The sequence below is a fragment of the Flaviflexus ciconiae genome (assembly GCF_003971195.1).
Lineage (GTDB): Bacteria > Actinomycetota > Actinomycetes > Actinomycetales > Actinomycetaceae > Flaviflexus > Flaviflexus ciconiae.
In genome coordinates, this window is the sequence record NZ_CP034593.1 from 73,078 (window position 1) to 99,708 (window position 26,631).

Genomic DNA, 26,631 nt, shown 5'->3' on the forward strand with positions numbered 1-26,631 from the left:
GGTGAGCGCTAACACCGCGGCCGGCGGCATTCTTGCGATTGTCGTCGGCCGTTCCACGTCCGACCATTTACCGACCACTCTCCAGGCGGTAGCGTCCGGAACCCGCACCCCCGACAGGCTGAACCTCGTCCTCCTGGACGACGGCGAATTCGACGTATCCGTTCTCACGGATGTTGGTATCGAAACCGACATCATTCGCTCTGACGCCACCGCATCGGGTGCCGCCTACGAGGACGGCATGGGGGAGTCGGAGTGGACGTGGCTCCTCCACGCAGACTCGGCACCGGGCGAACGGTGCCTCGCCGACCTGCACCGCGACGGTGAAGCTTCTCGTGCAATCGCAGCGCTCGGCCCGAAGCAGGTTGGCTGGGACGACCCGACGGAGCTTCTTGAAGTTGGCATTACGGCGACCCGGTCAAGCCGCCGTGTCCCCGAGCTGGATCCGAGGGAGAAAGACCAGGGCCAGTTCGACTGGCGCGACGATGTTCTCGGTGTCGGCACCGCAGGAATGCTCCTGCGGACCGCTGACCTGGTCGATGCTGGGGGATTCGATCCCGTCCTGGGGCCCTTCGGTGACGGCCTCGAGCTGTCACGGCGCCTCCGAGCGGCCGGCCACCGCGTCGTTGTTGTTCCCTCCGCAGTTATCAGGCACGCCCGCGAGTCCTTCGCGGACACCCCTGCCTCCTTTGGTCGGCGCCGCGGATCCCAGATGTACACGGCGATTCAGCGAGCCCCGCTCCTTCTCGCCCCGGTCCTTTTCCTCTGGTTCCTGCTCCTGTCCCCCATACGCGCACTCTTCCGTCTCGGCGTGAAAGACACGGTCCGTGCCCGTGGTGAGCTTCGCGGCGGCGCTAGCCTACTTGCGAAGACCGGCGCGCTGTGGCGCGCCCGGAAGCGGCTCAAGCAGGCAACCGTCACAACGTCCTACCGGAGCCTCGAAGCCCGGCACCGCGACGTTCTTGACGGTCGCTCAGATATTCGTAAGGCCCAGCGCGAGGCTCGGCGCCTGCGGCACCTTCCGCCTCAGCACCTGCGCAAAGAAGCGGCCGAGCGCCGCCGTCGCACCCGAGCCAGTGGTCTTGCCCTCGCCGTTATCACCATCGTTGCGGGAATCGTCGCGTTCCTGCCAAATCTCCCGGCTTTCGGGTTGACGGGTGGCGGGTTGCTTCCCGATGACTCGTCGGCAGGCGATCTCCTTCGCCTTGCCATATCGTCGTGGGTTCCCACCGGTGACGGTTATCCCGGATACCTGGACCCGATCTGGGTTCTGGCGATCCCGTTTGTGTACGTGGCGGGCTGGTTTGGTGGCACGCTCACCGAAGTTGTTTTCCTGTTCTTCCTGCTCGCCCCGTTCTTGGCCGGCATGGCGGCCTTCCGCGCCTCCGGTGCGGTCGCGAACTCCCCGGCGGTGCGCTTCGTGGCGGGTGCCGCGTGGGCGGTAGCGCCGCCCCTCCTGTCGTCCCTGTCCGCGGGGCAGGCCGGTGCGGTTCTGCTCCACATTGTGCTTCCCCTCGTCGTGGCAGCGATTGCTCGCTACGTGCGAGCGCAACGCTCTTCCCATCTGGGATCGGCAGCCTGGTGGACTCTTGTGGCGGGCGCCGCCTACCCGGCGTTCCTCCTCCCGCTCGGCGTTGTGGCCCTCGTCCTTGCCGTTGCGCAGCGACGGGCCGCCTGGATGTGGCTTGTCGCCCCCGGCGTCTCCCTCGCGGGTCCCGCCCTCTGGTATCTCCTGAAGGACCTTCCCGGTTCCCTGGTTCGCCTCCCCGGAGCAACGTTCTCCTGGCAGGCCGGAACCGAGTACGAGGTGGTGGCGGGATGGCCGGGAGGAATCGGTTCCTTCAAAGTCGTCATCCTCGTCGCCACCGGTCTCGTTGTTCTAGCCGCGATGGTCTCGCTTGCTCGGGTACGCCGCTTCGGTACGGTCAGAGCGGGATGGGCGCTGGTTGGTCTTGGGGGCCTGCTTGTCTCGTTCTCGCTCACCCAGGAAATCGGTGTGGACGAGCGAGTGTTCGAAACGGCAATCGCCTGGCCGGGCCCGGGCCTCAGCCTGCTGTGGCTCGGCCTGCTCGTTACAATCGTGGGCGGAGCCCACGGTATCCGCGCCGACCTCTCAGATTCGTCCCTGTCATTGCGGCACGCCCTCGTCGGTATCTGCGCCCTGGGCCTCGTTGCCCTTCCCGTCGCGTCGGCGGCCTCGTGGCTCGTTGGCATTCATACCGGATCCCCTCAGCATGCGGTGAGTAGCGCTCCCGAGGTGAGCGTTCCCGCGCTCGCGCAGAAGAGCTCAACGGACCCGGAAAAGGGCCGAACCCTCGTGGTCACTCCCGAAGGGGAGAAGATCACGGTTTCGCTGTGGCGGGGCGACGGTCCGCAACTTACCCACACCGGTCATCTCCCATCCAGCGGGGACGACCTTGGGCAGGCCCTGACCCGGCTCGGTGAGGACGATTTCGCCGACCTTATGGCCGAGCACGCTGTCACCGTTATTCTCATTCCCGGAACCGGAGAGCAGTCGGAGCAGCTCGCGAGGATGCTGGACGCAACCGATTCAATCACCCGGGTGACAACCGCGGATGTTGGCACGTTCTGGCGAGTCGACGTCCCGTCGGGACGCGTCATGCAGGGCGGAGAGGTACTGCCGTCCGGCGTTATCGAGGCGGCAGTTGATGCCGAACCGGGTGTTCTGTACCTTGCCGAGCGTGACAACCCGAAGTGGACCGCAACCCAGAATGGCGAAGAGCTGGAGCGTGCCGATGATGATTGGCGTGCGGCGTGGACCGTTGAAGAGGCCGGCGAGGTCACGATTTCCCACGAGGGCGGGTTCTCGATTATCTGGGTGACCCTGCTCCGGGCTCTTCTCATTATTGGAAACATCACCGTCAGCCTGCCGTGGAGGATCCGATGAGCAAGACTCGTATCGCAACCGGACTGGCCTCCCTTGCCATCGGGGTCGGAGGCGTCTCCCTTGCCCTCCTGACGCCCGCCGCAGACCCGGCAGATCCCGCACTGTCCTCGGTGGAGGGAACGGCACGCGCCGTGTCTTTAGCCTGCGGACCGGACTTCGAGAACACGATGGGGGAGACGACTGCCGGAATCGGCGGGGAAGACTCCACGGACCTCGTGCGCACGAGAACGATCGTTGTGTCCGGCGGCGACGCGAGCCTGGCCGGAACCACTATCGAATCCGAGGGCACGGACAATCTGCGTTCGTCGTTCGAGTCGGGTGCCTTCCCGGGCGAGCTTCGCGTAGAGCCGGGGGATGAGGCGGCTTTAGCTACCGGTACGACCCAGCGTTTCCAGGACCGCGGCGAACTTGCCGGCATGGCGATGACTTCCTGCGTTGCGCCAGCAACCGAACAGTTCCTTGTCGGCGGAGCAACGTCGGCGTCCTCCTCATCCCAGCTGGTCCTGACAAACGTTTCGGGAAGTCCCGCCACGGTCAATATCGATGTCTACACGTCGACCGGCGAAGCGGCCCCATCGATCCTGTCGAGCACAACCGTCGACGCCTATTCGAGCGAAACCCTTCTGGTTGAGGCAGGGGCACGGGATGCTCGCCTTGCCTTCCGCATCACCTCCACGGGAGGTGAGGTGGCGGCCCAGCTGCTCACCCACGAGGTTGATGGCATTGTCGGCTCCGGTGTCGAAACTGTCTCGCCAGGGGCTGCGCCCTCGCAGCGAGTTGTTGTCCCGGGAGCCGACCTATCCGGGGAGAACGGCGATGTCTCTCTCCGGGTAGCGAATCCGGGATCGGAGACGGCGACCGTGTCGGTACTGTCCGCAACGACAGATGGTACGGAAGAAGTGCCGGGTTCGCAGGATGTGGCTCTCGCCCCGGGCACGGTCCTGGACCTGTCGATGGACGGGCTGGGTGGTGACTGGTCCGCCCTGATCGTTGACGCCGACCGTCCAGTTCTTGCCGCGGCGCGGGTAGATTTGGAGGGTGATTTTGCCTGGCTCGCTTCTGGTGAGCCCGTCACGAACGGTGTTGTCACGATCCCGGACTCGGAATCGTATGTGACGCTGTACTCTGCGGAACCGACCGGAGCCACGATCACGTTCTACGACCACCTTGGCGCAGAGGTCGAAGAAACCGAGGTCGACGTTGACGAGATCGCTACAGTGGCGTCGCCGGATAGTGCATCGCACGCGGTTGTTGAAGCAGATGCGGGGGTCTATGCCGGGATTCTCTCAGTCAAGGAGCTGGAGACCATCACCGGAATAGCGGGGCTAACCCTCACGATCCCACCGGCGGGATCCAGCGACCTGGAACTCCAGGTCATCAACTAGGCACGCTTCGTCACGGCAACACGAATGAGTGTCTGCGCCAGTGTCGCAGACGCGTGAGTGATGGGCGTCGAGCGGCGGCAGGCCTAATCTCACATGCTGCTATCCCGTACGTTGCGAGTTTCGGTGAGTTAGCGCGAGGGGCATGCTGTCAGTGACCGTGGTAGTCGATTTCCTCGGGGAATTTTCCGAGGAAGGATGCGAGTTGCTGGGTGACGACCGCGTGGACGAGAAGCGAGAGCGCTCCCGGCGTGGGGGCCAGTTGTTCCATGGGCCTGCGGTAGAAGACAATCCTTCCCTCCACGCCCGATGACTTGTCCATGGGGAAGAAGCGGGCCTGGGGGATGCCGTCCTCCCAGGGCGTCGGATCCGATTCGGGTACGTCGAGAACGCCGTAGTCGAGCCGGTCAACATCGGGACCGAGGTGCCGACGATAGGTGGCGATCTCCATCGACACAATGTCATCGAAGCGTTCCGCACGCGTTCGCCAGGCTGGCGTGCTGGGAGGCATGATCGGCCCTCGGATACCACGGCCGTGGCGGTCGCGGCGCAGGGTCGGATGTGGCTTGGGGAACTGATTCGACGGGTAGGTGGTCACCCGACCAGGATACCCCGCGTGCTACCGTTAGTAGTTGTGGTAAGGCAATGTTCGAGGACTAGATGCACCGGTCGCGCGGTCGTCACGATGACATACGACTACGGTGAAGCGACCGCTGTCGTTGGACCCCTCTCACCCGTCGCACAAAAGGGTGCTCTCGACCTGTGTGAGGATCATGCCCAGTCGGTAACTGTCCCCAGAGGATGGTCGATGGTCCGTCTCGTCACCGAATACGAGCCAGCACCGCCCTCCGACAATGACCTCATGGCGCTCGCCAACGCGATCAAAGAAGCGAGCCAGCGCCGCGCCCCAGAACCCCGCCCCGCGCAACGCGAAGTGCGCAGACAGTCCGATGTCCCCGGCCAAGTCGGGCCGAAGCTGAGGGCCGTACCCAACCCGGAGGAAAACAATGACTGACTGGATCGACAACGCACTCATTTGCCCCAAGACCGGCACGCCGCTCAAGCGTGAAGGAAACTACTACGTGTCCCAGTCCACCCCGGCCTGGAAGTACCGCATCGAGAACGACGTTCCGATCCTCCTTCCGACCGAGGCCGAGCCGGCAAACTAAGGCTCATCCAGCGAGCTAGAACCACGTACGGCCACCGGTGCCAAGCCCGATAACTCAGGCCGATCCTGTTATCTGAAACCGTGCCTAGTCGCCGGGGACGAGACTGCCTACCTAGCTCCGGCGCGCCCTTGAGGAACTCGTCGCACGTTCAGTTTCGCCACGAAAAGGTCCTGGCCCGGCTGAGAAAAAGTTTTGTTCCGTCCGGAAGAACTGGCCGGGCTACCGAACCGAGTAGGGCAGCGTGGTGAGGCGTTCCTCGGTCTTCATCTGACGGACCATCGCCAGCGCCTCACGTTCGTAGTCCGCTGCTTCCCGCACTGCTAGGACGGTTGCGATAAAAGCTTCGGGATTGGTCCCGCGCGGGGGCGGGGGAGCGACGAACATTTCCAGTCCGGCCGCTAGATCCCGAGCCCGAGAGATTCTTGCGTCTTCGGTCATTGGTTTCGCGGAGCGGAGGAAGTCCCGGGAAGCGATGGAAAGATGACCGGGGACGGGACTGATTGTTGCCACCTGGGCCCAGCGGGCCAGTGACGGATCGACGGAATGAGGTTCCGGCCCCCTGTATCGCCTCGGCCATGACACCACGATGGTGCCTGCGAGCAGGTCACCGGAGCGCTGACCCTTGGACGTCAGAAGAATGCTTGAGATGCCAAGGACGCCGAGGGACAGGTGGATATCGAAAAGTCCCGCAACGGAACGAGTGAGCGCATGCCTCATCCCAATAGTTCCCCCGTCGTACCGTACGGTCCGTGAACCGGTCATGACCCTGCCGAGCGAACTGCCCTTTGTTGCGTACTGGACGGCGAACGGGATGAGGACAGCCCACACCATGAGATACGTCGTCAACCACGTGATGATCTGGGCCGCGTTCGACGGCTCCCACACTCGTAGCGTCAGGTAGATAGCGAGACCGGTGACACCTGTATAGAGCGTCGTGTCGATAACTGCCGACATGATCCGCGTACCCAGGGAAACTGTGGGCAGGACAAGGCCCACGCCTTCGCCTGTCACGATATCGGTGCGACTATCGGCAACCTCGATTGCCCGGCCGACCTGGTACCGCTCCTCGGTATCCTTCGTCATGCCACCACAGTACCGACAAAATAAACAATCGTGCGCGGCAGAACTCCCCGCGCACACAGCTTTCTCGCATGCGAGACTTGTGGCATGGACGCTCATGCCTTCGCTCTTGCGCACCGCCCCGAATGGGAGCGGCTCCGCGAACTGTCCAGACGCAAGACCCTAACCGGGCCCGAATCAGATGAGTTCATCCGCCTCTATCAGCGGTCCGCCACCCACCTCGCCATGCTCCGCACCGAGAGCCCCGACCCGAACGTTGTCCTGCGGCTTTCCCAGGTCCTCTCGCGGGCGCGTGCCACCATGACGGGCACGAGAACGGTCAATCGAAACTCCGTCGCCCAGTTCTTCCGGGCCACCCTGCCACTCGCCCTTTACCGGGTGCGGTGGTGGACCGTGTGGGTCATGATCGCCTTCCTCGTTATCGCAACCTCCACGGCAATCTACACCGCCACCAACCCGGAGGTCCTCTCGGCGCTTGGAACCGAAGCGGAACTCGAGCACTACGCCAATGTTGCCTTTGCCTCCTACTATTCCGAGTACCCATCGGCGGACTTTGCCGGACAGGTCTGGTCAAACAATGCGCGAATCGCCGTCCAATCCATTGCCGGGGGAATCACCGGATTCGTGCCCGCCCTCGTCATCTACGAAAACGCCGCGGGAATAGGCTCATCCGCCGCAATCATGCACTCCCAGGGCGGACTTGACGTCTTCTTCAAACTGATTCTTCCCCACGGCCTCCTCGAACTCACCGCGATCTTCATTGCCGCCGGAGCCGGGTTCTCACTGTTTTGGGCGATGGTGTCACCGGGCTATCGAACGCGATCGCAGGCGCTCGCGGAAGAGGGGAGAATCACCGTGATTGTTGCGGCCGGTCTTGTTATTGTCCTCGCGATCTCCGGCATCATCGAAGGCTTCGTCACGCCCTCGGGGCTACATTGGACAGTCAAGGTCTTCATCGGCGCACTGGCACTGGCCGGATACTGGGCGTACACAATCGCGGGTGGACGGTGGGCCTTAAGCCAGGGCTATTCAGCCGATATTGATGAAGACGAAGCGGGCTACAGCGCACCGGTGGCGGTGCAGAAGGCATAGCAGGCACGTTGCAAGTCGGGCACGGTAACGGAACTGGAATCGGGATGATCGGGCGGGACCGAACGCGCTGCTTGAGCTCCCCTGCTTCACCTCCGGTCAAAGCTCTAGAGCCTGCCGGCTTCCTTCAAGGCCAGGTACGTGTCGGCCACCTTGGCGGGCAGATCGTCCGGGGGAGCGGTGACAACAACGGCACCCAGGCGAGACAGATGGTCGGAGAGGGCTCTCTCGTCGAGGAGAGCACGGTGTGCTGCCGCCGCCTCGTAGGCTCCCTGCGACGTTCCATCGGTCTGCGTCATACTCACGATCACCGGGTCGGTTGCGACTGCGACGATGATGGTGTGGCGGTGGAGGAGGCTGATTGCCTCGAGCAGACCGCCGGGCACCGTTCCCGAGTCGAGGGCGGTGGTGATGACAACGAGAGACTTGGCGTTGACCGTCTTGCGAATGTTGCCGGCCACGTCCGCCCAATCCGTTTGGGCAAGCGATGGTTGAACATCGGCGAGAGCCGCCGCCACCGTGTGGATGGTGGATCGACGTGCCGGATCAACGCGAGCCTTGAGAGTGTCGTCGTGGACGAGAACGTGGAGGAGGTCGCCGGACTTCTCGGCAAGGGCCGCAAGAAGAAGCGTGGTTTCGATCGATGAGTCGATCCGTGGTTCCTCACCGATACGGATCGAGGAGGACCTGCCGCAGTCCAGAACCGAGACGATCCGTCGATCGCGCTCGGGCCGCCACGTCTTCACGAGCGTTTGACCCCGCCGGGCGGTGGACCGCCAGTCAATCGATCGAACGTCGTCGCCACGCACGTATTCGCGTAGCGAATCGAATTCGGTTCCCTCACCCGAGACAAGGAGGAGGCTTTTCCCCTCCATTTCCTTCAACCTGGCAATCCTGCTGGGCAGGAACCTGCGGGCTTTGAACGCCGGCATCACCATTAGCTTCGCGGAGTCTTCCCTGTTGCGTTGCCGTCCAGCAAGGCCCAGGGGGCCCGCGGTGCGGACGGTGATCGGGCCGGATTCGATCTTGCCCCGGCGGGAGGGAGAAATGATTGTTGACTGGATGGTGCGGCGGCCGGGGCCAAGATTGAAGGGAATGAGCGACGGCGCCGCTGTTACGGAAGGTGGCCACCCGTTTCGCACGGAGCCGCGCGCCCTGCGCGAAGAATTGTTGCGGATCTCCACGTCGGTAGACTGCACGGTTCCCAGCCGAAGAGTGACATCTAAGCGGGTGACGGCAATGTTCTGCGGATTCGTGGCGAGAAGCCAGTCCGCACCGCACAGGGCAACGACGACCAGGAGAACGACAACCGGCCATACCCAGCTGCCGCCCAACAGCCCGCCGGGATGGCGAGGAGGACGAGGAGTGCGGAACGGAGAGTTGCGAACATTAGCGGGGAACCGGAACCTGCGTGAGAACGTTCTCGACAATCCGCTCGGGCGTGAGCCCGTCGAGTTCGGCCTCGGGTTGAGGCTGATGCGGTGAGCAAGTGCAGGACGTGCCATGGCCTTTACATCATCGGGAGTGCAGTAGTCCCTTCCCGACAGCCAGGCCCAGGACTGACCGGTGCGCAGGAGGGCGGTTGCGCCGCGCGGGGATACTCCGACCGAGACCGAGGGGGCCGTGCGGGTGGCACGCACCAGGTCAACGATGTAGGACTGGATAGCGGGGTGGACCTCGACGGAACGGACCTCGTGGCGGGCTTTGATGACATCTTCTGCCGCCGCGACGGGGTTGATGTTTGCGGTGGAAAGATCGTTCGGATCAAAGTAACCCGCGTGCCGGCGAAGCACCTCGAGTTCGGCGTCCCGCTCGGGGAGCGGAACCTCGAGCTTCAGCAGGAAGCGGTCGAGCTGAGCCTCGGGAAGCGGATACGTTCCCTCGTATTCGATCGGGTTCTGCGTGGCGATCACCATGAACGGCTCGGGAAGGTCTTTCGGGTCGCCGTCGACCGTGACACGCCCCTCGGCCATGGCCTCCAAGAGAGCCGCCTGAGTTTTTGGTGGGGTGCGGTTGATCTCGTCGGCGAGCAACAGCTGGGTGAAGACCGGGCCCGGACGGAACGTGAACTCACCGGTTGCCGAACGATAAATCAGGGAGCCGGTGAGATCGCCCGGCATGAGATCCGGCGTGAATTGCACGCGAGAGTTGTCGAGGCTGAGCGCGGCTGACAGGGAACGCACGAGAAGAGTCTTCGCGGTGCCGGGAACGCCTTCCAGGAGGACGTGACCGCCAGACAGCAGGCCGATCAGCAGGCCAGAGAGGACGCCCTCTTGGCCGATCACAGCCTTGCGGACCTCGGTGGCAATCCCCGCGAAGGCCCGCTGGGATTCAGAGGCACCGGGACCGGGGGTTGGCATGGCAAGAGGTGGGCGGTACGAGGGGCTAGTCATGGATGAGCTCCTTGGTGAGTGCGGTTAGTTCGTGTGCGAGGTCAACAAGCTCACGGTCGGTTGTCGGCGGAGGGCCGTAGAGAACTTGGCTGACCCGGTCCGGATGCCAGCCAGATGCTTCTGAGATCCGGGAAATGACGTTCTCCGGTGTGGCTTCGGAGGGGATGCCGAGCCGGGCGGCGACCCTTGCGATCGTTCCCGCACGTAGAGCCTTGCCGGCATGGCCCGCGTTCCCGCCCCGCTCGTAGAGTCGGGCGCGGCCGCGTGCCGATTCTGCGGAGGGCACGATAACGGGAAGGGATTCGGGGATCAGGGGGCCGACGGGCCTGCGAACACAGATGCCGTACCAGAGGGCCGCGATAGCAAAACCAGCGAGAGCGCCGGTGAGTGCGGGCGGAACGGCCGAGATCGAGGAATCTGTCGCAGTTGTTTCCGTCGGTATGATCCAGGACACGGAATCGGTATGCCCCAGAGCCCTTATGGCAACGGCGGCGTTGTGTGCTCGGTCCAAGTAGTCGTTGGTGAAGACCTCGGGAGAGGCAAAGACCGAAACGTTCCCCTCGACCGCCAGGTAGTGTCCGCTGGTCACCGGGAAACACCCGGTGGCGGGAATATTGTTCGTGTCGATGCCCCAGGTGGCGCCGTCGATGGCGTCCAGATCCGAGACCCAGTCGACCGAACAGTTGGGGCCGGTCGGTGTAGCGGAGGACGATGAGAAGGCGCGGGGATTGCCGGTCAGCCACAGGGATGCACCCCTGCCTTCGTCCATGACAGCCACGACCGGTCTGCCGGACTCGATGAGCGATTCCCGTTCCCGTTCGGTCAGGAGCGAGAACGGGTCCCACACGAGAATCGTGCCTTCATGATCAAGTGCCTCATCGGCGGTGCGGACAACGGTGATGGTGGCACCGCGATCCTCGATGATCGATCCGAGTGCGCCAGCACCATCCGGGGAGACCGAATCCGGGTGCATAGTCTGCTGATTGCCCCTCCCCTGAAGGGTGATGATCGAGAGAGCAAGGAGGCCAATGATGATCGCGGTAAAGATTCCGAACAGGACCTTGTTCTTGAGCGGCTTCTTAGCAACGAGTTGCGCGAACTTCGGATCGGAGCTCATGCGTTCACCACCCGGCCCGCCTGACGGCATCGGTTCGCGAGGTCGGCCATTGCCTGAGCATCAGCGAGCGTTGCCGAGCCGCCGCCGTAGACGACCGAATTGAAGAGTTGCGCGCCCGGGCCCAGTGGCAACCCCGTTGTGGCATTTCCCTGCCAGGCTGCTTCCACGGCAGTCATGCCGGGGGTGGCAAGAATCAGGCCGCGTTCGTCAAGGATGCGGATGCTGGCGCGATAGTAGTCCGCGCACGCTGAAGCGTAGTTGCCTGCGCGCAGCGCCGCGGCAGCGTCCTGCTCGAGCCTGTCGAGCGGCCGCGAATCATCGAGGATGGTCGACGGCCCGGATGCCTTCTTTCGGGCGCCGGGGCGGAGCCTGCCGTAGTAGAGAGCGAAGCCGCCGACGACGAGAAGAAAAATGATGATTGTGACCGACCCCGTCAGCGAGGGATTGAACGTGACGTCGAGACTGAGATGCTGGAGGCGTTCAATGAGCCACGTACCAAGCCGTTCAACGAGGGATTGGCCGGGTTCCTGGTATTTGGCTTTGGACAGTTCTTCCACGGCCCACATGCGCGCCTCGTCCCCCTCGGGGTCGAGGAAACGCAAAGGGAGGGAAGCGAGCACGGCCTAAGAGTCGCGGACCTGGCCGTGGAAGCCCTCCCGGACCATCCGCAGGTTGATGTAGATGACGTTCGTGACTGCCTGGAAGAACGCAACTGACACGGCGGAAATAAGAGCCGATGTGATTGTTGCGTAGATCAGCGTGCCCGTCGTGGTTCCCATGCCGAGGAACGAGAAGATGGCAATGACGATCGAGGCGGCAATCATGAGCACAATGGAAAGGACCACGGCAACGAAGAATGTTGCGAACACCTGGAAGAACATGCCCGACGTCAGCTGGAAGGAACGCGCAATCGACGCGATTGGGCCCCTTTGTTCGGCCACGAGAGCGGGAACAACGCAGGAAAGTCGGACCGCGAAGTAGATGCTGCCGATCAGGAGGAGAAGGGCCAGGATAGCAACGCCGCCGCCTCCCATCGACTCCCCGAACGGAATAAACAGCAGGGAGATCAGGGTCATGATGATAGCCATGGCGACAACGTAGAGAATGTAGGCGACTCCCAGGCGTCCAGCATCGCCCGTCGACATACTGATCGCCCTGCCGATGGTGATCTTGCGGCCGTACACGGCACTCATCGCCGCATTGACGGCCGTCGTGTAAATAAACAGGCCGGCAATGAAGGAAACAAGCGCTGTAAGAATTGTTGAGACCGTGGCCGACGTCGACAAGGCATCCGCATCAACGCTGACGATCTGCGAAGTAGTCAGATAGCTGGCCTCGCCGCCGATAAGAACAATAATTGTAGAAACAATACCGGCGATCAGGTAGACGATCAGCGGGAGTACAACGAACACCTTGGGGTTGTAGCGGATCAGCCGGATCGCGGCATCAATCTGTTCCATTGTTGTGAGCGGGTGCAGAGGGAACGGAGATCCGCTGTAACCGCCGTACGGCCTGCTCCCGTAGTTGCCCGACGATGTTCCGAACTGCCCATAGTTTTCGAGCGTCGAAGGCCGATCGTCGTTTCCAGCGCCACCGTCCCACGGCCCCCGGCTCGGATTCTGATGACCGAAGTAACCGAAACCGCCGCCACCTTGCGTATTGGTGCCGGAACTATTGCCCGGGTCGTTGTTGCCCGAACCATTATTCGGGTAGTTCGGGTAGTTTCCCTGGTTGCTTTCCGGGTTTGGAGCGTTGCCTTCGGAGGCGCCGTCCCGGTCCGCCCAGTCATCGTTCTCCGGATGCCAACGGTGGTTGTCGTTAGACATAATCTTCCCCTCGTGTCAGTGAGACTGGTTTCATCTTGGCACAGTGACCTCTTTGAATGGGAGGTGAGAGGCGGGGAGTTGCATCTCGCAACGTATTTGACAAGGAAAGATCGTCGTTAACGAGACACCGGGGAAGAAGGGCTTTCCGCCGGTGCACGGGTGTATTCGTTATTTCCCTGCTGAGTAAATCAAGCACCAGTAAGAGCGGCGGAATACCTGGTTGGGAGCGATGTGGGATCGTACCTGGTGGATTACGCAGTTAGCCTGTGTGAGGTTGGCGAGTGCTCGGGCAAACTCTGCTCATTCGTGGGAAACTGGTGGCATGAAGTCCCGCATTCTTGTCGTCGATGATGATCCCTCGATCTCGGAGATGGTTGCCATTCTCCTCGAGTCAGAAGGATATGAGGTGACGGTGTGTGCCGACGGGCAGTCGGTGCTCCCGCTCTACCGTGCCGAACGACCCGACCTTGTGCTCCTTGACGTCATGCTCCCCGGCATGAACGGCGTTGAGGTGTGCAAGGCGCTTCGCGACGAGACAGATATTCCCATCATCATGATGAGTGCGCTAACCGACTCCGTTGATGTCATTGCGGGCCTCGAGGCAGGTGCCGACGACTACGTGACAAAGCCGTTTGAGAATTCTGTTCTCATGGCCCGGATTAAGGCTCGCCTGCGCAGGCAGGAGCTGGAGCCGGAGATCCTCAAGGTTGCCGACCTGACGATCGACATTACCGGTCACACCGTGCAGCGTGGCGACGAAAATCTCTCGCTGACGCCGCTCGAGTTTGATCTTCTTGTTGCTCTCGCTCGTAAGCCTCGCCAGGTGTTCTCGCGCGAGGAGCTTCTTGAGCTGGTGTGGGGGTACCGCCACAGTGCGGACACCCGCCTCGTCAACGTCCACGTCCAGAGGCTCCGCGCCAAGGTCGAAAAGGATCAGGATAATCCCGAGGTTGTTCTGACCGTTCGCGGCGTCGGATATCGGGCGGGTGCGGCACAGGAGTGAGCGACCAAGCTCCGGAGCAGGAGCATACAGGCCCTTCGAGGGGCCGACTGATCGCAGAGAACCTGACGGAGCTGGGGCGCTTCTTCAGCCAGCGCCTCCAGGTCCGCGTGATTGCTATCCTCCTGACGATTGTTACGTTCTCCGTTTCCATAACGTTCGGTGTTGCCCTCTGGCAGATTCGCAACCAGGTATTCGACTCCCGCATCGACTCGATCGTCGAAGAATTCGGGGTGGATGCTCGGTCAGCCCAGCAGAACTTCTCGGCAACCATCGGTTCCAACCCCGGTGATGTTCAGTTGCGTGCCAGCCAGATCGTCACCAGCATGTATGACCCGTCATCCTCGATCATCGGCGTTCTGCTCATGCGGTCCGAGGACCAGGCAAGCACGAACATCCAGATCCTGGAGCCGGTTCGTGGACCCGCTGTTACTCGCGATCTCGTCACGGATGAACTAAGAGCACAAATATCCAGTTCGGAAGCGCTTCACTGGCAGTCCGTCTCCATCCCCCTCAGCAGCGGGGAAACCGAGCCGGGTGTCGTCATCGGCGTTTCCGTATCTATCCCGGGGGCCGGTTCGTACGAGCTGTATTCGGTGTTCTCACTGGAGGCGGAGCAACAGCTCCTCAGCCTCGTTACCACCGTTCAGCTAGTTGCTGGCGGAATCCTTCTTATTCTGCTGGTTCTCATGGCGGTGGTTCTTGTCCGCATGGTTCTCGGCCCAATCCGAGAAGCCTCCCGAAACGCGCGCAGGATCGCCGACGGTGCGTTCGAGGTGCGGATGGACGTCAAGGGTGACGACGAACTGGCACAGCTTGCCGAGTCGTTCAACCAGATGGCGTCGTCATTGGATGAACAGTTTACGCGCCTCCAGAAGCTGTCGAAGGTCCAGCAGGACTTCGTCTCCGCCGTTTCCCACGAACTCCGCTCTCCGGTCACGACGATCCGCATGGCGGGGCAGCTCATCTACGACAAGAGGGACGAGCTACCGCCCAGCCTCCAGCGGTCCGCCGAACTCATGCAGCGTCAGCTCGTTAACCTTGACGCAATGCTTGCCGACCTTCTGGAAATCTCGCGATTCGATGCGGGGGCGATGGCACTCAATACCGAATACGTTGACCTCACGACCCTCGTGGAAGACGTAGTGGAGATGGCGGCACCTCTCGCACGCGAAGACGAAGTCACGGTCCGCGTGCACTCGGTCGGCAACACCTATGCAACTGTGGAACACCGGCGAGTGGAACGCATGGTGCGTAACCTGCTGGTCAATGCGATCGAACACGCGGAAGGCGGCAACGTCCGCCTCGACGTTGTCGGTAACGAGACAGCGGTCGCTGTCCGCGTTGTCGACGATGGTGTTGGCATGAGCCAGGAACAGGTTGATCACGTTTTCGACAGGTTCTGGCGTGCCGATGCTGCCCGCGTGCGCAAGGCCGGTGGCACCGGCCTTGGTTTGACGATTGCCCGCGAGGACGCTCACCTCCACGGCGGAGAAATCCGCGTCTGGGGTGTTCTCGGTGAAGGCTCGAGCTTCCTACTGATCCTGCCCAGGGAACCGGGAAGCCCATTCGTTGCTCCCGTCGACGTTGAAGTTGACTTCGACCCGGAGAAGTTCAAGGAGGAAGAATGAAGAAGCTCATGGCGCTCGCCAGCCTCGTCTGCCTTCTTGCCGCGTGCACTTCGCTGCCGACCGAAGGCCCGGTTAACGCAACGCGAGCCCCGACAGATACCGGTCAGAGCGTCGGCCTCCACGCGAACGGCCCCTCGGCCGGAGCCGACCCCGAAGACATCGTTATCGGCTTCCTCACCGCATCCGCCGCCGGCCTCTCCGACGACTTCGAGGTAGCCCGCGAATTCCTGTCACCGCAGGCATCCGAATCGTGGCAGCCCCTCGGGGAAGTCCGGATCTACTCGGATACTCGGGTCCCCGTCACGACACGAACTGACACTCAAGCAGTTCGGCTGAACCTGGGCAGCGAGGGCTCCCTCGATGAGGACGGTCGTTTCATTGCCTCCAACCCCGACGCGGTCATCACCACCGAATTCTCACTCGCCCGCAATGCGGAAGGGGAGTGGCGGATCATTGATCTCGAGAACGGCCTCCTGATCTCGGCAACCCTCTTTGACACGCAGTACGCCAAGTCGGTCCTCTACTTCTTAACTTCTGATTCGCGCTACCTTGTTGCAGACATGCGTTGGTTCCCGCGAACCACGTACGCGACGGCCGCCACGAATGAGCTTTTCGACGGACCATCCGACTGGCTGGCAGCCGCGGTGCGCACCTCGATTCCCGCAGAAACACAGATTGGCGCGCGAGGAGTTGCCATCGACTCCGGGGTCGCCACCGTGTCACTGAATGAGGAGGCACTCGCCGTCACCGGATATCAGCGGCTGCTGTTCCAGGCGCAACTCGAAGAGACCCTGACGCTCCTCTCCGACGTCCAAGAAGTAGAACTCACAATCGACGGCGCTCCGTGGCAGGTGGCGAGTGGCAATCCTCCCTCCAGCTATCCCTTCACAGAATCCCGCGTACTCGTCATGGTGGGGGATGCGCCCGCACTCTACTGGGACGGCACCACCGAGCTGCTCGACATGGCATCCATTCCCGAAGACCTGCACTCCCTTGCCATCGGCTACCTTGACGACCCGCCCATGGTAGGAATCTCGGGCGACCGGCTCGTCTCCCTGCCGAACGACGGGTCGGAACCGGTCACGCTCCTCGAAGTCGACGACCTCATCGCCCCGTCGGTTGATACCTACGGATGGATCTGGACCGGATCAGCCGAAGGGAACGGCACAATCACCGCCGTTAACCGCGAAGGCGGACGCGTCGACATGACAGCAGACTGGCTCCGCGAAGGCACCATCGACTCGATCCACGTCTCCCGCGAAGGATCCCGCGCCATCGTTGTCTGGCACACCGAATCAACAACGTACGTATCGGCAACCGCAATCGTCCGTGACGGAGAGGGCAACCCGGTCTCCCTCGACGACCCGTTCGAACTCGGAGCCGGAATCGAATCCATCACCGACCTTGCCTGGATCGACGAAACCACGGTCGCGGCACTCGCAACCATCCCCGGAAGCAACAGCCCCGCCATCTATGCCATTCCCATTGGCGGCCCCATCCACACCATCACCGAAGCCAACGGCGCCACCTCAATCACCGCGGGTGACGGCGAAGGCTCCATCATCCTCTCCACCGAAAACGGTCAAATTCTTGAACGTTCCGGTGGGGGATGGCGACTGCTGCTCACCGATGGAGACGATCCCGCGCTCGCGGGCTAAACCACCCGATAATGGGCTAAGCCAATCAATTTTCAATCAATATTCCAGAGCAACCCGCTCTGGCTGAGTCCACATCCACAGGCAGACACTTCGCAATTCTGAATCGGGTGACCATGGTGGTGTGAGCTTCCTTGACGTCCTGTTTCCAGTCCAGTGCCCCGGGTGTGGGCAGTGGGATGTTGCGGTCTGCGACGCGTGCCTGGAACGGGTGGGGCCGCCGCTGGAGATCTCCCGCTTCCTTCCGCAACTGTCGCAGATTGGACCGGACGGAGACGAGAACCCGCTCTTTCCCGTGTGGACCATGTCGTCCTACGAGGACATGGGGCGCATCATTCAGGCCTGGAAGAACAGGCCCAATAGCCTGCTGGATCGGCTGCTGGGAGACCGCATCGACGACTGCGCTACCGACATGGCTCTCCGCCTGCCCTTCGGCGTTGAAATCGACGTCGTGCCCGCACCGTCACGCCCCGCCCGATACCGGTCCGACACCTACATTGCGGGAACAATTGCAGACAGAATTGCCGGCGGAATAGCCCGGGGCTTCGCAGAGCGGCTCGCTCGCGCGATCGAATCGAGCCAAGAGGAGCAAAGCTCTGATTATCCGAATAACTCCGACCTTGTATGCGGTACGGTAAACCCGGGTGGCGCCGAAGCCGCGCACCGCCCCGGGCGCCTGCAGAGCACGCTGGCCCCATCTGTTACCGTGACGTCCCGGACGATGTTTCAGCCCCGGCAGGGGCGCCAACGGGGACGGTCCCGTCGGGAGCGTCGGGGACGTGAACCGGTGAGGCTCATGGGGGCGGAAAAGCCTCGGACGGTTCTACTTGTAGATGACGTGGCGACGACCGGATCGACCCTTGAGGCCTGCTGGCAGGCGCTCCATCAGGGCAAACATCGGATCCTTGGAGCTCTCTGTGTAGCGGCCGTTATTCCGCCAGGGGAATTGTCTGTTCACGAGACACTTTTGGGTAAACGTAGAGTAAAATGAGTTAAACGATATCCACAGGGAATCGTGAATTCGAAGGAGGTGGTTTGATCGTCTCGCCACTTCGGCGAGTTTGCCATTTCAAGAGGGCCCTGAGCCCTAACCCCTCATGAGGAGATAATCGTGGAAATCATCGTACAAGGTCGTAATGCAGAGATTTCGGATCGGTTCAAGGAGTATGTCTCGGACAAGCTCTCCAAGGTTGAACAGTTCGCACCCCGTGCGCAGCGAGTAGAAGTAGAAGTCACTCACGAAGCGCACCTGGCACAGACGGACGTCACCGAGAAGATTGAGATTACAGTCATCGACAAGGGCCCCGTTATCCGGGCAGAGGCATCGGCCTCGGACCGCGGAGCGGCACTGGACCTTGCCACCACCAAACTTATTGAGCGCCTTCGCCGTGCACGCGACCGGAAGAAGGACCATCGGAAGAAGGACGGGAACGGCCACGCGTCCACCGAGCTCAACATTGATCTCGACGAACTGAACGCTGGAGTCAAAGCGACGCCGAAGGTCGAGGACACCGTGCCTCGCGAGCCGGGTGTAGCAATTGAGCAGCAGCTGGGAGATTCCCCGGTCATCGTCCGCCAGAAGCTTCATGAGGCCGAGCCCATGAGCGTCGACCAGGCACTGTACGAAATGGAGCTGGTGGGCCACCCCTTCTACCTCTTCATCGACGAAGAAACGAAGCAGCCCTGCGTTGTCTACCACCGCCACGGATGGACGTACGGTGTTATCCGACTTGACACGACAGTTGTTGGCTAGCGGTATCGACCGCGGGAGCAAAACCGGCGCAGACCGAGGATAGACAGCCTCCGAAGAAGATAAGCGAAGACCCGCAGGTATAGCGATGTACCGCGGGTCTTCGCTTGCTCGGGTGCGGAACAATGGGCTTGCCCCCGACATTGGCATATGGGCTATCCCGGTTACCGCATACTGGCCGGTTTGCCATCGGAGGCCCCACGACCGCGAGAGCCATCATGTGGCCTTGCTCTGGTTGGTTTCCGCTTTGTCGGGTCCTCGGTAGAATGGATCAGGTATATCCACCCCCAAGTATCGAGGTGCACGTGAGCGATCGCCCGCTGTCAGTTGCTGTTATCGGAGCCGGCCCGGCAGGAATCTATGCCGCCGACATCCTGTCCAAATCGGACATCGAAACATCGATCGACCTCTATGAGCGGTTACCTGCTCCCTTTGGACTCGTCCGATACGGTGTTGCTCCCGACCATCCGCGAATCAAGCAGATCATCGTTGCTCTGTACAAGATCCTGCAGCGCGGTGACATCCGCCTGGTCGGCAACGTGACCGTCGGTGAGGACATCTCGATCGAGGACATGCGCGAACACTACGACGCAATCATCCTCGCAACCGGCTCGGATCGCGATGCTCCTCTCGATATTCCGGGTGTTGACCTCGAGGGTTGCTACGGCGCTGCCGACTTCGTTTCCTGGTACGACGGTCACCCCGACTATCCGCGGACGTGGCCGCTTGAGGCGAAGGAAGTCGCCGTTATCGGCGTCGGCAACGTTGCTCTGGACGTTGCTCGCATGCTAGCGAAGCACCCGGAAGATCTCATGGTCACCGAGATCCCCGAGAACGTTGAGAAGGGCCTGCGTGCCAACCCCATCACCGACGTTCACATCTTCGGTCGCCGCGGCCCCGCCCAGGTGAAGTTCACGCCCCTTGAGCTCCGCGAGCTCGGCAAGGTCCCGGATGTTGATGTCATCGTCTATGAAGAAGACTTTGATTTCGACGACGGCTCGCAGGAAGCGATTAGCTCCTCGAACCAGACAAAGCAGGTTGTTAACACCCTGACCGACTGGGTCATGCGAGACGAAGAGCCGACGGCCTCCCGCCGTATCCACCTGCACATGATGCAGTCCCCGGTCGAGATTCTTGGAACCGACCGTGTTGAGGGCATCCGCATGGAGAGGAACGAGCTCGTTGGTGACGGCTCCGTCAAGGGAACCGGCGAATACATTGATTACCCCGTCCAGGCTGTCTACCGTGCGGTCGGATACTTCTCGTCCCCGATCACGGACTTGCCTTTCGACGACATTCGTGGCGTGATCCCGAACGTTGAGGGCCGCGTTATCGAAGCCGGTGGCGACCACATTCCCGGCATTTACTCGACCGGCTGGGTTAAGCGCGGCCCCGTGGGCCTCATTGGCTCCACAAAGTCCGACGCGAGGGAAACCATCACCCACCTCGTGGAAGACGCGAAGGCCGGCAAACTCGACCAGCTCGGCGACTCCGCGGGGGTCGGCTACGAGACGATGACGAGAATCCTCGACGAACGAGGCATCAAGTACACGACCTGGCAGGGCTGGGAGATTCTCGAAGAGTTCGAGAAGGCCCTCGGTGCCGAGCAGGGCAGGGAACGCGTCAAGGTTGTCGAGAGGGACACCATGACGGCGATTTCCCGGGGCGAAGAGCACGACGGGAAGCTGTACTGATGCACGGAGAATATAAAGAGCCGGGCCACAAGCTTGTCGTTGTTGACCTCGACGTCGAAGACAAAAAGCTCACTCACGTTCAGATTGCCGGGGACTTCTTCCTTGAACCCGATGATGCTCTTGCCCGGATCACGGCAGCTATCGAAGGCCTCCCGGAGGACTCACATGCCGCCGACATCGCCCAGGCTGTCACGAACGTTCTCAAGCCCACCGACGAACTGCTCGGCCTCAGCCCCCACGGCATCGCCACGGCCGTGCGCCGTGCACTCGGCAAATCAATCGACTGGGACGAGATCGACTTCGAAGTCATCCACGGCCCGGTTGTTTCCCCGATGATCAACGTCGCCATGGACGAGACCCTTATCGAGGACGTTGCGGCGGGGCGCCGCAAGCCCTTTATGCGGATCTGGGAATGGGATTCCCCCTGCGTTGTTATCGGCTCCTTCCAGTCCGTCGAAAACGAGATCGACTGGGATGGCATGAACCGTCACGGCGTCACGCTCTGCCGCCGGGTGACCGGCGGGGAGCGATGTTCATGGAGGCAGGCAACTGCATCACCTACTCCCTTGTTATCCCCACCGCCCTCGTGGACGGCATGAGCTTCAAAGACTCCTACCCGTTCCTCGACGAATGGGTGATGGAAGCGCTCGAGAAGGTCGGTGTGAAGGCCCACTACGTTCCGCTCAACGACATCACGTCCGAGAAGGGCAAGATCGGTGGCGCCGCCCAAAAGCACTTCGCAAACGGGGTCATGGTCCACCACGTGACAATGAGCTACGACATCGATGCCAACAAGATGCTCGAGTGCCTTCGCGTCGGCAAGGAAAAGGTCCGCGATAAGGGGCTCCGTTCAGCTGTTAAGCGCGTGGACCCGATGAAGTCCCAGACGGGTATGGCACGCGAAGACATCATCGACGTGTTCCTCGACCACTTCACCCAGAAGTTCAACGCCAAGCCCGGTGAAATTACTGCCGCCGACATTGAGACCGCGAAGGCACGCTGTGGAACGAAGTTCGACACTGAGGAATGGACCTACCGGCTGCCGTAGGACGTGGCCTGCTCGCGCGTCCAGCGCTCCTTTGGAAGGACCCTCCGATTAGGAGCACCCGAGTGCCCCCTTTCGGAGCCGGTATCCCAGATGGCTAGTCCGAGAACTAGCCCGCACGGATGTCATTACGCCTAAACCAAGGCAAGTCAAATGAGACATCATTCGATGCCTGAAGCACTAGACCATCGCAGGGTCTAGCGCTTCATCAATGTACGATCTGTCATTGTCCGCCGCGGACAAGCACCGCTTTGACGCGCGATCCACTCGAATTGGAAGCCATCAGGATCATAAATGCCGCACTAACGCGAAACAAGAACTGTCACCTGTCCGTGTAGCGGTACCACTCGTCCTTAGGTCCCCATCGACAAGTGCCTCCAACTACCTTCCGCGTCCCCGCTACTACTGGTGGTCTCAGTTCGATGGACTACGGAGTTCGCAGGACAGCGACAGGATCCCGGTAAGCTGCGTACATTGCTGGCGGGATGGAAGAGGCGATAGCTGCAATGATCGATAGGATACCGACCCCAACCATGAATGAGGTAGGTGGCATGGCCTCCAGCCTGTTCGTGAGAGCCGCACTCACACTGATTCCGAGAATAACGCCAATGCATGCTGCTATGACGGTTCTCAGAACCACAAGACCAATGATCGTGTCTCTTGTTGCCCCGAGGGCACGGCGGCGTCCGAGGTCCGCACGCCGGACGAGAACATCTGTCAGCGTCACAATCGCAACCAGGACCGCGCCCGCCAAGAGGACACCAACAAGAAGGGTACGACCAAAGATCGTCACATCCTCCATGATCTGTGCCTGCAACGCTGCAACCCCGATAGGTGACTCGACCCTGAGCTCTTCAGCTTTCCCATCGATAATGCCTAGGACGATAATCTGTGCTTCGTCAGCAACATCAGCATTGGTCAGGATGACCTGGAGGGATGTTGCGGGCATGGGCGATAAGGGGGCGTAGATGATTCCCGACCCGTAATCAGCAAAAGGCTCCTTCGGTTCAAAGCTGCCAACAATGTTGAGGTCATTGAGTCCAGGCTCGGTGACATGATGCACCCACCCCGCTGGATACTCTAGCCCCAGGCTTAGCATCGCTTCCCGAGAGACCAAGGCCTCCCCTGGTCCGGGTACGCGCCCACTCGTCAACTGTGCAACATTCTCCATGTCACCGAGGACACCCCAGGCGGGAACCCTCTCTCCGCCGCCACCCACTTGACCATTAACAACGTCGATCGCATTGTAAATGCCGACAGCCCGCTCAACGTGCGAAACACCATCGGTTGCCGCGACAACCTGTTCCGTCAGGTAGTCACCTGCGGAAGAAATGTCTCGGACAACAAGGAGTCTGGATCCTGCTGACTCGAGGCGGTCCTCGATCTGTGATTCTGTCGCTACAGTACGTCCGACAGTAAGGATTGTTCCTGCGCACATGACGGTCGCGAGTAACACAATCAGGAGTGAAGGCACCTTCGAGGCAAGGATCATTTGCCACGATTCTCGAAGTATGAGTTGCGGCTTCACAGTTCTAAGACCTCGTGTGAGCTCTCAATCACGAAACTGTCGTGGGTCGCAATAATGACGGTGCGCTCTTCGTCTTCGGCAATGGTGGCGAGAGCGGAGAGAACGATTTCTGCGTTCTCGTGGTCGAGATTCCCAGTTGGCTCGTCCGCCAAAATAACCTTGGGATTGTTCATGAGGGCCCGACATACTGCCACGCGTTGCGCTTGACCACCGGAAATCTCACCGGGACGATGATCAGCTCGAATGGAGACGCCCATCATATCCATGAGCTCCATGGCGCGGAGCACAGCAGAATTGCGGTCCCACCCCGCATACAAGGCAGGCTCAATGACCGAGTCGATCACCTGGCGCCTTGGATCGAGGGCAGCATCCTGAAATACGAAACCCATATGTTCTGCTCGAAACCGTGACCTTCTACGATCGGGAAGTGTACTAACAACTTTGCCACCAACTGTCACAGCTCCACTCAACGGTGTGAGCATGAGACCAAGGATGTAGAGGAGGGTGGATTTTCCACGACCGGAAGGGCCCGTCAATGCAGTCATACGCCCGGGAGAGAAGTCGTGGCTCAGGCCATCAAACAGCTCGTCACCATTCTTCCGGTACCGGAATACAAGGTCATCCACTGACAGTACCGAACCCAAATCTCCAATGGCTACATCGAGACGATCAGTCGCGGTGCTCATGACTGCTGATCCGCTTGATTGGATGCGCCTACCGGCAGCTCAACCCGCGTACCGCTGGTAATGCCGTCGACTATGACGATGCCCTGACCGGATCCCGCCACCACTACATCAATCTCGCCATCCTCAGTGACAACGTAGGTCTCACCACTGGGTCGGGTTTGTACGGCCATAGCAGGCACACCCACGCCCGCGACCTCGGGAACAATATTTACTTTAGAAGCGAGCGGCAAATACGAGTCGACCGGGAGCACATCGCAGTCACTCCCACACACCTCCCCACCATCGACTCCCTGGAGGATGAGATCAAAGTTGCCCTCGATGTTCTCCACTCGTTCGACAATGATTCCCTGCCACTCATATTCCTCATATCGGACATCAACGGTGGCTCCAGAGGGAATTAGCTCTGATTGGTAGGAAGCGACAACGACGACAAACGTCCGTTCACCTGTCGGGGCCATGACGGCTTCTTCACCGCCGCTCAAAACAGTGCCGGGCGCGATGCTCTCTGATAGTTCAACTGAGACGGGCAGAGACTTAAAGGCGACAAGTTCTCCATGCCCGATCGTACCCGTCTGATTTTGGGACAAGTCTTTCTGCCAATGCTTGACGGCCGTCAGGGTCGCATTGCCAAAATTCCCATCGACCGCCGTATTCAGGTATCCCAAATCAATAAGTGCCTGCTGAAGGGCTGCGACATCATCGCCGTGAGTACCATACGATATGTCCCTCCAAAACGGTAAGTCCGCTTGCACGGCACGAACGGGAACATCATTGACAACATAGAGAATCTCGCCCTGGTTACGCATCCCCTCATGAGCTTCCCGAACTACACCCGGCAGCACGTTTGCTGCCACAACATTAGTGGGCTGACGAACGGTTGTAGTCAATGCTAGCGATCGCCCCACTTCGGTCTCACTTGCTTCCGCCCAAGCCGTCCGATCAGCCCACTGCTCGGAACTCTGATCGCGATCTGACAATGTCGCTCTCCCGGCCCACCATCCAGCGCCACTAATGAGTGCAATCGCCACTACGAGGCCAAGCCATTTGGTCACAATGCTTCTAGCACTCACTTTTTCTCCTCATCGCCTTACTCCTCAATGCGTTACCGCGGGGTCAAGGCCCGTGGACTGACCGCAGACCTTCCCGGGAGGGCAATACGTCCGCGCAGAATGAGATGTAATGGTTCCCGTGGAAAAGACGGAAGCGAAGACGTTACCCGACCAGTTATGGCTGACTGACGCCTGACTGCCTCCAACATAATTCCCACCCCCGATAACCTGACTCTCCACAGAGTGTGTCCAATAGTGGTTTGTTGTGGTGACTGACGTGATGGAAACGGACTTCCCCACGCCAGCATTAACATACTTGCCCCACGATTCAGCAGAGGCAGCTGAAGGAAATACCAACGCGCTGGCTAGAGCAAGCAGGAATGCGAGACTTGTGAATTTTCGTATAGAGAACATGGTAATCGACTCCTGGTTGTAGTAGGATGTAAGTCACATTATCACCGAAATGCGCTCCAAGTGATAGAAATCGCTACATTCGTAAGCTTTCCTGAAAAACAAGCATTAAGGACGCCATGAGAGGTATTCAGTTATGTTCGGCCGTCACTCTGGTACTGCTCGGCCTTGTAGCATGCTCGAGCGAATCAACCGACGCTGAGCGCCATAATCCGACCATCATCGAGGAGCCAGATTCGGGCCCTATGGCATCGTCTATAGACACCGACTATCCGGAGACGTGGGAAGAAAAAACCAACGGCCAGACCCGCGACGAAATGATCCAAAACAATAGGGAGGATATTTTTGAGGTCATGCAGGAGCATGGGGCAAATGGGGATCACGAAGAAAACTACACGCTCGATGACTTCCCCATCATCGACGTTGTTGACGGAGCCGACAGCGCCCGTGTCCAGGTCGAATGCATGAAGGAACAGGGCTTTGAAGGCACCGCATATGCAAATGGAACATACCTATATGAGCGGATACCAGCGGACCAGGCAAATGCTCAATTTTTAGCCCATTATTCTTGTGTTCTCCAATACCCTGTCGATCCTATGCAAATCGGCCCGCTACCGCGCCAGGAAATCGTCACACTCTACGCGTACTATACGGGCCCGCTCACAACTTGCCTTGAGGGCCACGGGGTCCCAGTTGATGAACCACCAACCCAAGACACCTGGGTCGACGATTATATTACCGGTAAGCAGTCGTGGGACCCCTATGCTGCATTTTGGAGACAAAACACTGAGGCTAGCTTCGACGCGGTCAATGAACTCTACGGAGCCTGCCCACAATTCCCGGCAAATTTTTGGCCCAACTAACGCTGTCAGGTCCTGTATGTGTCTTGGCTAACCCATGATCTTGACCCGACAAGCGGCGAGAGTATCCGCGGCCACCCTCCGCCGCATAGCCTCCATCTTTCTAACACGACTCGTGAAAGTCATGCAATCAAGGAGTCAACCCAGCCCTGAGCAGTTCCGTACGGCACTTTAAGACCGTCCGGTCAGGTTCGTTTCGCTGGCCATTCTGGACCAGGACACGACAATCAATGCGACACAAACTCGCCACATCAGGACCTGAGAACGTAGAATAATCCATGCAGAAGTCATTCTGACCGGTAGCTTAAGTACCCGATCATCGAAAGACCCGGCCTTATCACTACTAAGTTACGCCCAACAG

The 26,631-nt window shown here is 60.5% G+C and carries 21 protein-coding genes and 2 pseudogenes; 13 read left to right on the top strand and 10 right to left on the bottom strand.

Annotation, left to right across the window (positions count from 1 at the left end; genetic code table 11):
• Position 1 precedes the first annotated feature (1 nt).
• Together EJ997_RS00310 and EJ997_RS00315 are read left to right on the top strand one after the other, a co-directional pair.
• Positions 2-2,905, top strand: a complete 2,904-nt coding sequence (locus EJ997_RS00310) for a glycosyltransferase (protein WP_126702808.1) — start codon at positions 2-4, stop codon at positions 2,903-2,905.
• Positions 2,902-4,290 carry a DUF5719 family protein gene (locus EJ997_RS00315; protein ID WP_126702809.1) on the top strand — a complete coding sequence of 463 codons (1,389 nt, stop codon included), beginning with the start codon at positions 2,902-2,904 and terminating at the stop codon, positions 4,288-4,290. Before EJ997_RS00310 ends, EJ997_RS00315 begins: the two co-directional genes overlap by 4 nt.
• A 148-nt stretch (positions 4,291-4,438) precedes the next feature.
• On the opposite strand, the gene EJ997_RS00320 is transcribed toward EJ997_RS00315, so the two are convergent.
• Positions 4,439-4,885, bottom strand: coding sequence for a metallopeptidase family protein (locus EJ997_RS00320; RefSeq protein ID WP_228201520.1), 447 nt, complete (start codon positions 4,883-4,885; stop codon positions 4,439-4,441).
• Positions 4,886-4,921: 36 nt separating this feature from the next.
• On the opposite strand from EJ997_RS00320, the gene EJ997_RS00325 reads away from it, so the two are divergent.
• Entirely contained in the window at positions 4,922-5,302 is a 381-nt protein-coding gene (locus tag EJ997_RS00325) for a DUF3499 domain-containing protein (RefSeq protein WP_228201523.1), read from the top strand.
• On the top strand, positions 5,295-5,456 hold the full coding sequence (locus EJ997_RS12795) for a hypothetical protein (RefSeq protein WP_164719649.1): 162 nt from the start codon (positions 5,295-5,297) through the stop codon (positions 5,454-5,456). The genes EJ997_RS00325 and EJ997_RS12795 overlap by 8 nt, the downstream gene beginning before the upstream one ends.
• Positions 5,457-5,675: 219 nt before the next feature.
• Here the strand turns inward: EJ997_RS12795 and EJ997_RS00330 are convergent, their stop codons facing one another.
• Complete coding sequence (locus EJ997_RS00330; RefSeq protein ID WP_164719651.1) at positions 5,676-6,539, bottom strand: RDD family protein; 864 nt, start codon at positions 6,537-6,539, stop codon at positions 5,676-5,678.
• 84 nt (positions 6,540-6,623) lie between these two features.
• On the opposite strand from EJ997_RS00330, the gene EJ997_RS00335 reads away from it, so the two are divergent.
• Positions 6,624-7,628: a stage II sporulation protein M gene (locus EJ997_RS00335; RefSeq protein ID WP_126702812.1), complete on the top strand. Its 1,005-nt coding sequence runs from the start codon at positions 6,624-6,626 to the stop codon at positions 7,626-7,628.
• A gap of 104 nt (positions 7,629-7,732) precedes the next feature.
• On the opposite strand, the gene EJ997_RS13315 is transcribed toward EJ997_RS00335, so the two are convergent.
• The 5 genes and pseudogenes from EJ997_RS13315 to EJ997_RS00360 all read right to left on the bottom strand — a co-directional run bounded on the left by EJ997_RS13315 (position 7,733) and on the right by EJ997_RS00360 (position 12,961).
• On the bottom strand, positions 7,733-8,563 hold the full coding sequence (locus EJ997_RS13315) for a DUF58 domain-containing protein (protein WP_323052644.1): 831 nt from the start codon (positions 8,561-8,563) through the stop codon (positions 7,733-7,735).
• A gap of 451 nt (positions 8,564-9,014) precedes the next feature.
• Positions 9,015-9,985: pseudogene (locus tag EJ997_RS00345) on the bottom strand (AAA family ATPase).
• 25 nt (positions 9,986-10,010) lie between these two features.
• Entirely contained in the window at positions 10,011-11,135 is a 1,125-nt protein-coding gene (locus EJ997_RS00350; RefSeq protein WP_164719652.1) for a DUF4350 domain-containing protein, read from the bottom strand.
• The gene (locus tag EJ997_RS00355; protein WP_126702815.1) at positions 11,132-11,755 is read right to left on the bottom strand and encodes a hypothetical protein; all 624 of its coding nucleotides are present in this window, start codon (positions 11,753-11,755) and stop codon (positions 11,132-11,134) included. Before EJ997_RS00355 ends, EJ997_RS00350 begins: the two co-directional genes overlap by 4 nt.
• Before the next feature lie 3 nt (positions 11,756-11,758).
• Positions 11,759-12,961: a hypothetical protein gene (locus EJ997_RS00360; protein ID WP_126702816.1), complete on the bottom strand. Its 1,203-nt coding sequence runs from the start codon at positions 12,959-12,961 to the stop codon at positions 11,759-11,761.
• A 322-nt stretch (positions 12,962-13,283) separates the two neighbouring features.
• Here EJ997_RS00360 and mtrA point away from each other — a divergent pair, with 322 nt between their 5' ends.
• The 7 genes and pseudogenes from mtrA to EJ997_RS00395 all read left to right on the top strand — a co-directional run bounded on the left by mtrA (position 13,284) and on the right by EJ997_RS00395 (position 21,739).
• Positions 13,284-13,964: an MtrAB system response regulator MtrA gene (mtrA, locus tag EJ997_RS00365; RefSeq protein ID WP_126702817.1), complete on the top strand. Its 681-nt coding sequence runs from the start codon at positions 13,284-13,286 to the stop codon at positions 13,962-13,964.
• Positions 13,961-15,592 carry an MtrAB system histidine kinase MtrB gene (gene mtrB, locus EJ997_RS00370; RefSeq protein WP_126702818.1) on the top strand — a complete coding sequence of 544 codons (1,632 nt, stop codon included), beginning with the start codon at positions 13,961-13,963 and terminating at the stop codon, positions 15,590-15,592. The genes mtrA and mtrB overlap by 4 nt, the downstream gene beginning before the upstream one ends.
• The gene (locus tag EJ997_RS00375) at positions 15,589-17,250 is read left to right on the top strand and encodes an LpqB family beta-propeller domain-containing protein (protein ID WP_126702819.1); all 1,662 of its coding nucleotides are present in this window, start codon (positions 15,589-15,591) and stop codon (positions 17,248-17,250) included. Before mtrB ends, EJ997_RS00375 begins: the two co-directional genes overlap by 4 nt.
• A 121-nt stretch (positions 17,251-17,371) precedes the next feature.
• Positions 17,372-18,238: a ComF family protein gene (locus EJ997_RS00380; RefSeq protein ID WP_126702820.1), complete on the top strand. Its 867-nt coding sequence runs from the start codon at positions 17,372-17,374 to the stop codon at positions 18,236-18,238.
• 120 nt (positions 18,239-18,358) lie between these two features.
• Complete coding sequence (gene hpf, locus EJ997_RS00385; RefSeq protein ID WP_126702821.1) at positions 18,359-19,000, top strand: ribosome hibernation-promoting factor, HPF/YfiA family; 642 nt, start codon at positions 18,359-18,361, stop codon at positions 18,998-19,000.
• 263 nt (positions 19,001-19,263) lie between these two features.
• Positions 19,264-20,691 (top strand): FAD-dependent oxidoreductase, encoded by a 1,428-nt coding sequence (locus tag EJ997_RS00390; RefSeq protein WP_126702822.1) that lies wholly within the window; start codon positions 19,264-19,266, stop codon positions 20,689-20,691.
• Positions 20,691-21,739, top strand: a pseudogene (locus EJ997_RS00395) (lipoate--protein ligase family protein). The gene EJ997_RS00390 and the pseudogene EJ997_RS00395 overlap by 1 nt, the downstream one beginning before the upstream one ends.
• A 424-nt stretch (positions 21,740-22,163) precedes the next feature.
• Here the strand turns inward: EJ997_RS00395 and EJ997_RS00400 are convergent.
• The 3 genes from EJ997_RS00400 to EJ997_RS00410 form a co-directional block, all read right to left on the bottom strand.
• On the bottom strand, positions 22,164-23,192 hold the full coding sequence (locus EJ997_RS00400; RefSeq protein WP_164719654.1) for an FtsX-like permease family protein: 1,029 nt from the start codon (positions 23,190-23,192) through the stop codon (positions 22,164-22,166).
• Between the two features lie 68 nt (positions 23,193-23,260).
• A complete protein-coding gene (locus EJ997_RS00405; protein WP_206501715.1) occupies positions 23,261-23,950 on the bottom strand; it encodes an ABC transporter ATP-binding protein in 690 nt (229 codons plus the stop codon).
• Positions 23,947-24,804, bottom strand: coding sequence for a peptidoglycan-binding domain-containing protein (locus EJ997_RS00410; protein ID WP_126702824.1), 858 nt, complete (start codon positions 24,802-24,804; stop codon positions 23,947-23,949). Before EJ997_RS00410 ends, EJ997_RS00405 begins: the two co-directional genes overlap by 4 nt.
• 725 nt (positions 24,805-25,529) lie before the next feature.
• Between EJ997_RS00410 and EJ997_RS00415 the strand changes: the two genes are divergently transcribed.
• Entirely contained in the window at positions 25,530-26,273 is a 744-nt protein-coding gene (locus tag EJ997_RS00415) for a hypothetical protein (RefSeq protein ID WP_126702825.1), read from the top strand.
• Positions 26,274-26,631: the final 358 nt, after the last annotated feature.

Coding starts and splice junctions, on each gene's coding strand:
- EJ997_RS00315 (WP_126702809.1), top strand. CDS start 2,902: ATGAGCAAGACTCGTATCGCAACCGGACTGGCCTCCCTTGCCATCGGG.
- EJ997_RS12795 (WP_164719649.1), top strand. CDS start 5,295: ATGACTGACTGGATCGACAACGCACTCATTTGCCCCAAGACCGGCACG.
- EJ997_RS00330 (WP_164719651.1), bottom strand. CDS start 6,539: ATGACGAAGGATACCGAGGAGCGGTACCAGGTCGGCCGGGCAATCGAG.
- EJ997_RS00335 (WP_126702812.1), top strand. CDS start 6,624: ATGGACGCTCATGCCTTCGCTCTTGCGCACCGCCCCGAATGGGAGCGG.
- EJ997_RS13315 (WP_323052644.1), bottom strand. CDS start 8,563: ATGGTGATGCCGGCGTTCAAAGCCCGCAGGTTCCTGCCCAGCAGGATT.
- EJ997_RS00350 (WP_164719652.1), bottom strand. CDS start 11,135: ATGAGCTCCGATCCGAAGTTCGCGCAACTCGTTGCTAAGAAGCCGCTC.
- EJ997_RS00360 (WP_126702816.1), bottom strand. CDS start 12,961: ATGTCTAACGACAACCACCGTTGGCATCCGGAGAACGATGACTGGGCG.
- mtrA (WP_126702817.1), top strand. CDS start 13,284: ATGAAGTCCCGCATTCTTGTCGTCGATGATGATCCCTCGATCTCGGAG.
- EJ997_RS00375 (WP_126702819.1), top strand. CDS start 15,589: ATGAAGAAGCTCATGGCGCTCGCCAGCCTCGTCTGCCTTCTTGCCGCG.
- EJ997_RS00390 (WP_126702822.1), top strand. CDS start 19,264: ATGGATCAGGTATATCCACCCCCAAGTATCGAGGTGCACGTGAGCGAT.
- EJ997_RS00405 (WP_206501715.1), bottom strand. CDS start 23,950: ATGAGCACCGCGACTGATCGTCTCGATGTAGCCATTGGAGATTTGGGT.
- EJ997_RS00415 (WP_126702825.1), top strand. CDS start 25,530: ATGAGAGGTATTCAGTTATGTTCGGCCGTCACTCTGGTACTGCTCGGC.